16 protein-coding genes and 1 tRNA gene are annotated in these 9,216 nt (G+C 66.3%); 1 reads left to right on the forward strand and 16 read right to left on the reverse strand.

All coding sequences use genetic code 11. The features are described 5' to 3' along the window. Positions 1-105 precede the first annotated feature (105 nt). From DEJ18_RS12455 to DEJ18_RS12495, 9 genes are all read right to left on the reverse strand, one after another. Positions 106-231, reverse strand: coding sequence for a hypothetical protein (locus DEJ18_RS12455; protein ID WP_258376932.1), 126 nt, complete (start codon positions 229-231; stop codon positions 106-108). A gap of 137 nt (positions 232-368) precedes the next feature. Continuing rightward, a complete protein-coding gene (locus DEJ18_RS12460) occupies positions 369-533 on the reverse strand; it encodes a hypothetical protein (RefSeq protein ID WP_181434196.1) in 165 nt (54 codons plus the stop codon). Next, on the reverse strand, positions 530-835 hold the full coding sequence (locus DEJ18_RS12465) for a hypothetical protein (RefSeq protein WP_146241563.1): 306 nt from the start codon (positions 833-835) through the stop codon (positions 530-532). Before DEJ18_RS12465 ends, DEJ18_RS12460 begins: the two co-directional genes overlap by 4 nt. Positions 836-961: 126 nt before the next feature. Beyond that, a complete protein-coding gene (locus DEJ18_RS12470) occupies positions 962-1,246 on the reverse strand; it encodes a hypothetical protein (RefSeq protein ID WP_146241562.1) in 285 nt (94 codons plus the stop codon). 754 nt (positions 1,247-2,000) lie between these two features. Beyond that, positions 2,001-2,141 (reverse strand): hypothetical protein, encoded by a 141-nt coding sequence (locus tag DEJ18_RS12475; protein ID WP_181434195.1) that lies wholly within the window; start codon positions 2,139-2,141, stop codon positions 2,001-2,003. A 135-nt stretch (positions 2,142-2,276) separates the two neighbouring features. After that, positions 2,277-2,657: an HNH endonuclease gene (locus DEJ18_RS12480; RefSeq protein ID WP_146241561.1), complete on the reverse strand. Its 381-nt coding sequence runs from the start codon at positions 2,655-2,657 to the stop codon at positions 2,277-2,279. A gap of 59 nt (positions 2,658-2,716) precedes the next feature. Beyond that, positions 2,717-3,136 carry an AAA family ATPase gene (locus DEJ18_RS12485; protein WP_111210588.1) on the reverse strand — a complete coding sequence of 140 codons (420 nt, stop codon included), beginning with the start codon at positions 3,134-3,136 and terminating at the stop codon, positions 2,717-2,719. Between the two features lie 386 nt (positions 3,137-3,522). Beyond that, positions 3,523-3,765: a helix-turn-helix domain-containing protein gene (locus tag DEJ18_RS12490; RefSeq protein WP_181434194.1), complete on the reverse strand. Its 243-nt coding sequence runs from the start codon at positions 3,763-3,765 to the stop codon at positions 3,523-3,525. After that, complete coding sequence (locus tag DEJ18_RS12495; protein ID WP_111210586.1) at positions 3,762-4,004, reverse strand: helix-turn-helix domain-containing protein; 243 nt, start codon at positions 4,002-4,004, stop codon at positions 3,762-3,764. The genes DEJ18_RS12490 and DEJ18_RS12495 overlap by 4 nt, the downstream gene beginning before the upstream one ends. A gap of 130 nt (positions 4,005-4,134) precedes the next feature. On the opposite strand from DEJ18_RS12495, the gene DEJ18_RS12500 reads away from it, so the two are divergent. After that, a complete protein-coding gene (locus DEJ18_RS12500) occupies positions 4,135-4,389 on the forward strand; it encodes a helix-turn-helix domain-containing protein (protein WP_181434193.1) in 255 nt (84 codons plus the stop codon). Positions 4,390-4,451: 62 nt separating this feature from the next. Here the strand turns inward: DEJ18_RS12500 and DEJ18_RS12505 are convergent, their stop codons facing one another. From DEJ18_RS12505 to serS, 7 genes are all read right to left on the reverse strand, one after another. Then, the gene (locus tag DEJ18_RS12505) at positions 4,452-4,634 is read right to left on the reverse strand and encodes a hypothetical protein (RefSeq protein WP_111210584.1); all 183 of its coding nucleotides are present in this window, start codon (positions 4,632-4,634) and stop codon (positions 4,452-4,454) included. Between the two features lie 87 nt (positions 4,635-4,721). After that, positions 4,722-5,969, reverse strand: coding sequence for a tyrosine-type recombinase/integrase (locus DEJ18_RS12510; RefSeq protein ID WP_146241560.1), 1,248 nt, complete (start codon positions 5,967-5,969; stop codon positions 4,722-4,724). Further along, positions 5,969-6,202, reverse strand: a complete 234-nt coding sequence (locus tag DEJ18_RS12515) for a hypothetical protein (protein WP_146241559.1) — start codon at positions 6,200-6,202, stop codon at positions 5,969-5,971. Before DEJ18_RS12515 ends, DEJ18_RS12510 begins: the two co-directional genes overlap by 1 nt. After that, positions 6,199-6,534: a hypothetical protein gene (locus DEJ18_RS12520; protein ID WP_146241558.1), complete on the reverse strand. Its 336-nt coding sequence runs from the start codon at positions 6,532-6,534 to the stop codon at positions 6,199-6,201. Before DEJ18_RS12520 ends, DEJ18_RS12515 begins: the two co-directional genes overlap by 4 nt. Positions 6,535-6,782: 248 nt before the next feature. Continuing rightward, positions 6,783-6,870 (reverse strand) — tRNA-Ser (locus DEJ18_RS12525). A gap of 85 nt (positions 6,871-6,955) precedes the next feature. Further along, positions 6,956-7,825: an HAD family hydrolase gene (locus DEJ18_RS12530; RefSeq protein WP_111210582.1), complete on the reverse strand. Its 870-nt coding sequence runs from the start codon at positions 7,823-7,825 to the stop codon at positions 6,956-6,958. Next, a complete protein-coding gene (gene serS / locus DEJ18_RS12535; RefSeq protein WP_111210581.1) occupies positions 7,822-9,093 on the reverse strand; it encodes a serine--tRNA ligase in 1,272 nt (423 codons plus the stop codon). The genes DEJ18_RS12530 and serS overlap by 4 nt, the downstream gene beginning before the upstream one ends. Positions 9,094-9,216 lie beyond the last annotated feature (123 nt).

Genomic DNA, 9,216 nt, shown 5'->3' on the forward strand with positions numbered 1-9,216 from the left:
CACCCCGCATCTGTCGCAGATGTACTCGTGGATTTCGGTTGGCATGTGCTGCCTCCTGGGCATGATGGTTGACGCCCTCAGTGGGGCGTGGATGGGGTGCGGTGGTTAGTCGCGGTCGGGGACGTCGACCCACTCAGCGGCGCGGGCGATCTGCTTGCCCACGTAGTCGTCGTCGAGGTCGGTGAGCGTCCAGCAGACGGGGCAGCCGCAGAGGGGGCCGTGGGGTCTCATTCAAATGTGCCCCGCCGGTCGCCCGGCTTGCGTCCACTGCAGATGCGTGTGGTCCCGGCCCAGCGAACAGGAGCAACGGGCCGAGTCGCAATCACAACTCAGGTACCCGCTGCGGCATCGGTGGTTACCGTCAGGCGTCATCGTCGTGCCTTTCGTTCGTCGTGTCGGATGCAGATGGTGGTGATGCCCCACAACACGCAAACAGCGGCGAGGAGTGTGGCCCCGTTGACGGCAGCGGGGAGGAACAGTTGCGTGATGAACACGGCTGCTGCGAACGTGAGGAGGAGGAGTGGGGCTCTCATGACGCGTCCGCCTTCCAGCAGGTGCAGGCGATGTGCGGCCTGCACTTTTCGCGGTGCGGTGCGTTCTCGATCACGGCGCGCAGCCTGTTGACGTCATCGATCAGGGAGTCGCGGGCAGCCTTGAAGTGCGCGCGCTCGGCCTTCGACTCAGTGAGGTCCGCCCGCAGCCGGCCCACCTCGTCAGCGGCAGCGTCCAACTCACCCCGTGCTCGGATGACAGCAAGATTGTTGCCTCGCACATGAACGCCAGCAAGCCGCCTGCTGGCATCCCGCAGCGCGTCCGTGTCCACCGGGTCAGTCACCGGGCCACCCCCTGATCGTCGAGGTCGCGAACGACTGCTTCGTGACCAGGGCCGTGCACGATCACATGCGCCAGCGCGTGCGTAGGGGTAGGAATCTTCATCCGGCATGCGTCGCAAACGAGTTGCTCACTCATCACGGTCCTCCTGGGGTGCGGTGTCGGCGGTGAGTAGTTCGTACGTGTCGCAGGGCCACAACGATCCGCACGACGCGCATTCCGGTAGGCGTTCACCGGTCCTCGTGAATGCGAAATGAAGCGCTCGCACCGCTTCGAGTTGGTCGGCGGCGGTACGGAGAGCGGCAGCCAAGTCGCGGACCAGGACATACACCGGCTCGTTCTTTGGCTGGTACTGGTGCGGCGTGGCGTAATCGTCGGCGCGAGACAGCAGCGCACGCATCTGCTCCGGGGTCATGACCACACCTGCTTCCGGCCCTCAGCGACACGCGACCACAGCTGGCCGGTCCCGCGGCTAGCCAGCTCCGGACCTGCGTGGTCGGCGTCACAGGAGGCAGTGATTTCCTTCTCGCCCATCGAGTAGGGCTGCCGGGAGAACGGGAGGACAATTCGTGCGGTCATGATGCTGTTCCAATCCCGAAAACAACGGTGATGAGTAGGCCGCACATGAGCAGGCCAACAACCCACGCAGCGGCGACAAGAGCGAGCGCGTCGAGACGCTTCATGCGGTCACCTCGAACCCGAGGAGCATCGGCAGCAGGTCCGCGCAACCCCGACTGTCAGCAAGCGCAACCAGGGCGGCGGTCTGCTCAACAGTCGGTTCGAACGTGAGCTCGTACGACTCACCAGGGAACACACGGCTGAACATGTCGCCCGTGTTCGCGTGACGTTCAAAACCAGGCATCAGATCGCCTCGCAGAACCCGTACACGCCGACCGTTTTCCCGTACCACGACACCGTGGTGCCGACCTTCCGGATACGACGGTCACGAGCACGCGCATCAGAACAACGCTTCCGGACCGACTCAGCTGCACAGACCGGCCACGACGGATGCGCGTCCATGTGGTCCAGGTACCGGTCCACGATCGCCTCATCCGACGCCGGACCAAGCGTGTACAACCAGGTCACTGCTTCGAGGACGATGCGGGCCTGCGCTGCATCAAACGCAGCCGACGACTCGGACGGGTCAGAGAGTCTCGCGTGAGCCGACATCAGGCGGCCGCCTTGTGCCGTCCAGCACCCGGCGTCGCCAGACCGGTGAGCACGAAACGCAGGTGCTCGAGGTCCTCGGCCTCGCGGGCCGTCGTGATGAAGCCGCGGTGCCTGCCCGTGGCGGAAGTCATGGTTTCCATGTCCGACTCCTTCGATTGCATGTGGATGTGGTGAAGCGGCCGGCTCAGGCTTCGGGTGAAGCTCCGACCGCTCAGTGCCCCCGCCGCGACTCGAACGCGGACGATCCCGGATGCGACTCGGGGGCTGGTGGTGGTTCAAGCTGCGCGGCGCGCACGCTGCTGCCGGACGCGCTCGCGGTTCCAGGCGGTGCAGGCGTCGCACCTGCAACCGCGGGTCTTGTATCCCGAGTTCGTCCCATGTGTGAGGTCGGGCGGCGGGTTGGTCTTGCGGGCGTGGCAGTCATGGCACAGCACCTGGCACTTGACCAGTTCCGCGTTGCGCCGATGCGCGGACAAGGACCAAACGTCGCGAACGTTCAAGGACTTGCGGGTGGGGTCGACATGATCGACCTCGAGCTGGCTGACGCTTCCGCAGGACGCGCAACAGCCGCCCTGCTCGGCGATCCATGCCTGACGTCGGTTGGCGCGCCACTGCCGGTAGTAGGCGTTGCGTGCTGTTCTGCTTGCGAATGGCATTGGTTCCTCCGTCCCTGCCGCGGGAACGATCCGCGGTACGCCTGCCAGGGCTGGTCGACCTATGAGATCTGCAGTCGGTTGCGCTTTTCGCGCATTATTCGAATGACGTCGCCGCCGACTGGCTTCGCGCGATTGGCGTCACGCTCGATTGCTTCCTCGTCGGGCACGTCGAAATCACGGACGACGAACAACGCTGAGAACCGGTCAGCCATGTCCAACCAAGGACGCAGCGATCGGGGGTGCAGATGTGTCGCGTCCACGACAACTGACTGCCCGGACCTGATTGCGGCGATGACCGCAGCGCGTTCGACCGACGTAACCACGTCTTCGTTCACCCCGTGCCACTTGTTGAACAACATGTGCCGGAGCTCGTCACGGTTGACTCGCACCCGGTGGTCGGGGTCTTCCGCCACCCACTCCTTCGCCCAGGTCGACTTGCCAGAAGCGGGGATGCCCCGCGTGATGATGAGTTGTTTCATGTGCCCCCGCCGCGCCTAACATCACAACGGACGACCGGGTTTGGGTACCGGGTTCGGGGGCTGGTCAGCCCGTCCTCCACGCCAGGCCCGGTAGCCCTTGACTGCGTGGGTGTAGGAGTGCACGTTCGCCGATGGCGACTGTCCGGTTCGTGGCTCCCGTACTGCTGACCGATGTTCTTGGTGTTGCTGCTGCAAGGAGGAATGACGGCCGCGCCCACCACGGCGCCCGCCCGCTCTACTGCCTTGCTTCCCCTGTGTGTTGCTCGAACCCGTTGCCGGCGCTGGGAGTCGGGGCTTGGTAGCCATCCCCAGCGGAGCTATGTCGTCGCCCGTTTCCGGGCACCACAAGCAGCGCCGTCCGTACGGCGCGCTTGCGGAAGATGTGACTAGCTCTGGCGGAGTCGCCGGAGTGAGCTGTCGGAGATGCCCCACGGGTTAGTGGTGGGGAGGGGTTCGACCGTGTTGTTGGTCTTCCAGAGTTCGATTGCGTCTCGGGGGAAGATGTAGTCGCGGCCGACTCGGATGTGGCCGATCTGCTTCGATCGGGCCATGCGTTTGAGCTTGTCGGGTGTGAGTCGCAGGTATTCGGCGGCTTCGTCGGCGGTGTTCATGTCCTGGAGGTTGCTCATCCCGCCGCCTGTAGGTCGGGGATGGGGAGCCATTCGGTGTAGTCCTGGTTGAGGGCTTTTCCGATGACGATGAGCTCGAGCATGCGGAATCCGGGTCCGTTGCCGTTGAGTGCGCGGTTGAGGGTGGTTCGGGCGATTCCGGTAGCGTTGGCGAGTTGGCTTCGGTTGATGCCTGCTTGCTCCATCGAGGACGTGACGCGGTTGCCGATCTCTTGGTTGATCCACGTCGCGGTGTCCATACGTTCACTGTAGTGACCGTTTGGTCACCTGGCAACCGGTTCTGTCGGCAATTCGGGGGACAAAACTGCGGACAGAAAGACCCGTCTGTTCACTTGCGCGGCGACCAGAATGGGCCATATAGTGTCCGACGTGACCAACGAGACCCCTGCTGAGATCGACCCGTACACCGCCGCGTTCGCTGCCGAGCTGCGCGCCGAGCGGGGACGCAAGCAGATCGGGTTCGACGAGATCGCCGCGAAGACTGGCATCAACAAGCGCACCCTGTTCCGTCTCTTCGACGGTGAGCGGGACCTGCGCGCGAAGCACCTGATCCTTATCGCGGACGCGCTCGGTGTTGACGCGCAGGAGATCATCACCCGCGTCGAGGCGACGGTCGGCGAATAGCGCCCCCCCCAATAACGAAGGAAGCCCCCCGGCCGGTTAGGCCGGGGGGCTTCTTCGTACGTTCAGCAGCTGACTGCGGTGTCCGCTGTGTCGAACAGGGTGCACATGCTGACTCCGAGTCGTCGTGCTTCCCATGCGAGTTCCGTGACGCTCGGGTTGTCGCGGTCGCTCAGTGTCATGCCGGCGCGTTCGGCGGCGATGCCGATGATGACGCCTTGGTCGTGCGCTTGGTCCAGGGTCCCCACTTGCTGATCCTCTCTCGAGTCCTTGTGATGCGTTCGAACATACGTTCGACTACTGACAGTGGCAACCCCCTTCTCGCGGGTGGATAGTCACGACTCGATCTCGGGCAGCGCACCAGCCATCGCCACCTGCGTCGCCTGAGCTGCGAGCGTCAGGTTGTCCGGAGACAGGTGCCCGTACCGGTCCACGGTGGTGGTGATGGACTCGTGCCCTAGCCGCCGTTGGATGACGGGCAGTGGTACGCCGGCGTTGATCAGCCACGACGCGTGGGAGTGCCGGAGATCGTGAATGCGGGGCTCCTTGTGGATCCGCTCCCCCTCCGCTGCCGGTTCCGCGTGCCATTCGTAGCCTCCCCTGTTCGGCACCCAGTGCGGCTTGTGGTCCTTCGCGATGTCGAACGCGGGCCGTCCGTTGGCGAGGTTCCGTGCGGGTGCCCACACTTCCTTGTGGAACGTCTGCTGCAGGATCGCGGCCCCGTGCCGGTTGGTAAACACGAGCTCCCCACGCTGCTCCACGAGCGGGCGGAGGAGGGCGATGAGGCCGCTGGGTAGGGAGATGGTGCGCTTCGACCGGCTGGTCTTCGGCGCACCCAGGTAGCGGCCCTTCGCTTGGCTGTCCTTCCATGCTCGGGACACGCGGACAACGCCGGCCTCGAGGTCGAAGTCACCGGGACGCAGCGCTGTTGCCTCAGACCAGCGCATTCCGGTGCCGGCGAGCGTCTGCACGAGCGGCTGCCAGTACGGCGGGATGAACGACAGCAGCCGGGTGTACTCGTCGCCGGACAGGAACGTCATCTCACGCGACTCGGACGACGGCATGTTGCTGCCCTCGCATGGGTTCCGGTCGACGACGCCGCGTTGGACGGCGTGCTGGAACATGGCGTAGAGGAACCCGTGGCGGTTCTTGATCGTCTTCGCACCGAGCGGCTTGGGCAGTTTCCCGTCCACTTCACGTGTCGGTGCGCTTTGTTCGTTGATCCACCCGGCGATCGTCTCCGGCGTCACCATGTTGAGCGGCAGGTGCCCCATCCACGGGCCGATCGAGCGACGCATGAACATGCGGTAGTGGTCGAGCGTCTTCCCCTCCACGCCGGACTTGGAGGCGATGTACGTTTCCGCGTACTCGGCCACGGTCGGCGTCTTCGGTCCAACGTCACGCTTCACCCACGACAGAGCGAACTCCGGGCCGTGCTGACGGACGATGCCGAGGAAGTCGCGTGCCTGCGTCTCGTTGTTCGGGAACGCGAGTGTCTTCTGCGCCCCGTCTAGCCTGTACCGGACGTCGTACGTAATGCCTCGCGCGGTGGGGCGGATGCGGAGGCTAGCGGCGTGCGGCATCAGTAGCGCACCTCATCGTCGTCCCCGTAGCCGGTGCGCCACTCATTGCCCCAGCGCTGCCAGGTGCGCAGCAGCTCGCCGCCTACCCATTCCTGAATCTCGGAGCTCGTGCTGACGTATTCGGCGTTCATTGCCGCATCGCGCGCTTCCGGCCACGTGTCGAACACGCCATAGATTGCGGTGCTGTCGTACGACTCCGGTGCGCACGACAGGTAGTGCACTCGTTCGCTCACAGCGCGTCCGCCTTCCAGCAGGTGCACTGCGCTCCGTTCCACGTGCCATCAACGATCTCGACAGCTGTTGGGTAGACCCGGTTGGTGTGGCAAGAGTTGGTGTGCGGTGCGTTCTCGATCACGGCACGCAGGCGGTTGCTCTCACCACGAGATTCCATGCACTTGTGGAACCAGTTCTCTCCCGCAAGCCGTCGGTCTAGTTCGTCAGGTGCGACACGCAAAGCCGCCTCAGCTTCGTCGATCCATCCGTTCGCGATGGTGTCGTACCCGGTTGCGGACTGTTCCGCCCGGGCCGCCAGCGCGCGCATCTGCTCCGGGGTGCCCGCGCTCACCGCTGCCACCGCCCGGGGATCAGGTTGGCTGCCTGTTCCAACCGGTCTAGACGGTTCCAGGTACTCAGAACGAAGAAGAACAGGAGGACTGCTGTCGTTGCGGTCATGTGGCAAGAATAAGCCCAAACGGTCACTTACGCGACCATTGGCTGCCACGCTGCCACAGCACTGATCCGCGCCGTTGTGGCAGAGAACGGTGGCATCCACTGTGGTTGATCCCACTAACTACGGCCTGACCTGGGGTTCTTTGGCGGAGGGGGTGGGATTCGAACCCACGAGACATCTCTGCCCACCTGTTTTCAAGACAGGCTCCATCGGCCACTCGGACAACCCTCCGTGACGCGACCACGTGGCGAGACGTGACCGCGTCCCGTGCAGTCTACCGGGCCTCCAGTCCGCCCGCGGAGCGCCCGGAAGCGCCTCAGCGCGGCAGGGTGTCGAGCGCCGCCGCCAGGCCGTCGTCCGTGACGCCGCCCGTCATCTCGTTCCCGGCGTCGACGACGTCGTCCGGCGCCTGCCCCATCACGACACCGCGACCCGAGGTGGAGGCCCACCGCAGCATGTCGATGTCGTTGCGGCCGTCACCGGCGGCGAAGACGCGGGAGCGCGGGATGTCCAGCCACTCTCGGACGCGCTCCATGGCGGTCGCCTTCGTGACACCCTCGGGCGCGATGTCGAGCCACGCGGTCCAGCCGACGGTGTACGAGACCTTGTGCAGGCCCATCCGGTCGACGATCTGCAGGAACTCCTCGAGCCCGTGCTCCGGCGAGATGACGACGACGCGGGTGGCGCGGACGTTCAGCAGCTGTGCGAAGTCGACGTGGTCGCCGGAGGCGGTCATGGTGTCGTCGGGGAAGTCGCCGGACAGCAGGTAGTGGCCGGTCTCGTCCTCGACGCCGTACGCCCCGTTCTGCAGGGCACCGCGGATGGTCTGCAGCACCTCCGTCGGGTCGAAGGTCTCGACGTGGACGCGCTCGTAGGCACCGTCCGCCGTGCGCTTGAGCGTGAGCGCACCGTTCGCGCAGACGAGGTACTGCGGCTGGATGCCGAGCTGTTCGAGCAGCGGGACGGTCATGCCCTCGCTGCGGCCGGTGGAGAGCATGACCTCGTGCCCGGCGGCCTCGGCGTCGCGGACGGCCTGCATGACGGTGTCGGTGATGACGCCGTCCTCGCGCATGGTCGTCCCGTCGATGTCGAGCGCGACGAGCCAGCGCTTCACGCGCGCGGGTGCGGGGGCGTCCCGACCCGATGCCGCGTCGGACCCGTCCACGAAGCCGCGTGAGGAGCTCATCGGGGCTCGATCACCTCGACGCCGCCCAGGTACGGACGGAGCACCTCGGGGACGACGACGGAGCCGTCCTCCTGCTGGTGCGTCTCGAGGATCGCGACGAGCCAGCGCGTGGTCGCGAGCGTGCCGTTCAGGGTCGCGACGGGAGCGGTCTTCCCGCTCTCCGTGCGGTACCGGATGTCCAGACGGCGGGCCTGGAACGTGGTGCAGTTCGACGTCGAGGTCAGCTCGCGGAAGGTGCCCTGCGTCGGGACCCACGCCTCGAGGTCGTACTTGCGCGCCGCACTCGTGCCGAGGTCCCCGGCCGCGGTCTCGATCACGCGGTAGTGCAGCCCGAGGTCCTGCAACATCGACTCCTGGTACGACACGAGCCGCTGATGCTCGGCGTCGGCCCGGTCGGGGTGGACGTAGGCGAACATCTCGAGCTTGTTGAACTGGTGCACGCGGAGGATGCCGCGGTTGTCCTTGCCCGCCGACCCGGCCTCGCGCCGGTAGCAGGTCGACCAGCCGGCGTAGCGGAGGGCCTGGTCGTCCTCGGACGGGAACTGCAGGATCTCGTCGGCGTGGTAGCCGGCCAGGGCGACCTCGCTCGTGCCGGTCAGGTACAGGTCGTCGGCCTCGAGCCGGTAGACCTCGGCAGCGTGCTCGCCGAGGAAGCCGGTGCCGGCCATCGTCTCGGGGCGCACGAGCGTCGGGGTGATCAGGGGCTCGAACCCGTGCGCGACGGCGCGGTCGAGGCCGAGTGACATGAGCGCGATCTCGAGCCGGGCCCCCATCCCCTTGAGGAAGTAGAACCGCGATCCGGACACCTTGACGCCGCGGGCGATGTCGATGATGCCGAGGGACTCGCCGAGGTCCGCGTGGTCCTTCGGCTCGAAGGTGAACTCCGGCTTCGCGCCGACGGTGCGGAGGGTGACGAAGTCGTCCTCGCCACCGGCGGGCACGTCCGGCAGCACGACGTTGGGGATGGCACGGACGACGGAGTTGAAGGTGTCCTCGGCGGCGGTGACCGAGGCCTGCGCCTCCTTCACCTTCGCGGCGAGCGCCTGCGCCTGCTGCACGAGCGCGGCCTTCTCGTCCTTCGGGGCCTTCGCCACGGTCTTGCCGAACGCGTTCTGCTCGGCGCGGAGCGCTTCGAACGAGGTGATGGCACTGCGTCGGGCGGAGTCGGCGGCGACGGCCTGGTCGACGACGTCGACGGAGGCGCCGCGCGCCGCCTGCGAGGCCTTGATGAGGTCCGGGTCGTCGCGCAACAGCTGGGGGTCGATCACCGGCCCAGCTTAGCGAGCCGGGCATGGCCGACCGGTGAACGGCCCGACGGGAGGCCCGTGGTGCGTCCGGTCGCGCCGGTCGCCGTCGACGCGGCCGGCCCGCCGCTGCCGCCTCGGTCCGGA

Origin of the sequence: Curtobacterium sp. MCSS17_015, assembly GCF_003234265.2 — a bacterium.
Classification (GTDB): domain Bacteria; phylum Actinomycetota; class Actinomycetes; order Actinomycetales; family Microbacteriaceae; genus Curtobacterium.

Bases quoted from the DNA above. Each gene is read 5' to 3' on its own strand.
- DEJ18_RS12490 (WP_181434194.1), bottom strand. From the start codon at position 3,765: ATGAGCAACCTCCAGGACATGAACACCGCCGACGAAGCCGCCGAATAC.
- DEJ18_RS12530 (WP_111210582.1), bottom strand. From the start codon at position 7,825: ATGAGCTCCTCACGCGGCTTCGTGGACGGGTCCGACGCGGCATCGGGT.
- DEJ18_RS12480 (WP_146241561.1), bottom strand. From the start codon at position 2,657: ATGCCATTCGCAAGCAGAACAGCACGCAACGCCTACTACCGGCAGTGG.
- DEJ18_RS12460 (WP_181434196.1), bottom strand. From the start codon at position 533: ATGAGAGCCCCACTCCTCCTCCTCACGTTCGCAGCAGCCGTGTTCATC.
- DEJ18_RS12485 (WP_111210588.1), bottom strand. From the start codon at position 3,136: ATGAAACAACTCATCATCACGCGGGGCATCCCCGCTTCTGGCAAGTCG.
- DEJ18_RS12475 (WP_181434195.1), bottom strand. From the start codon at position 2,141: ATGGAAACCATGACTTCCGCCACGGGCAGGCACCGCGGCTTCATCACG.
- DEJ18_RS12510 (WP_146241560.1), bottom strand. From the start codon at position 5,969: ATGCCGCACGCCGCTAGCCTCCGCATCCGCCCCACCGCGCGAGGCATT.
- DEJ18_RS12495 (WP_111210586.1), bottom strand. From the start codon at position 4,004: ATGGACACCGCGACGTGGATCAACCAAGAGATCGGCAACCGCGTCACG.
- DEJ18_RS12455 (WP_258376932.1), bottom strand. From the start codon at position 231: ATGAGACCCCACGGCCCCCTCTGCGGCTGCCCCGTCTGCTGGACGCTC.
- DEJ18_RS12470 (WP_146241562.1), bottom strand. From the start codon at position 1,246: ATGACCCCGGAGCAGATGCGTGCGCTGCTGTCTCGCGCCGACGATTAC.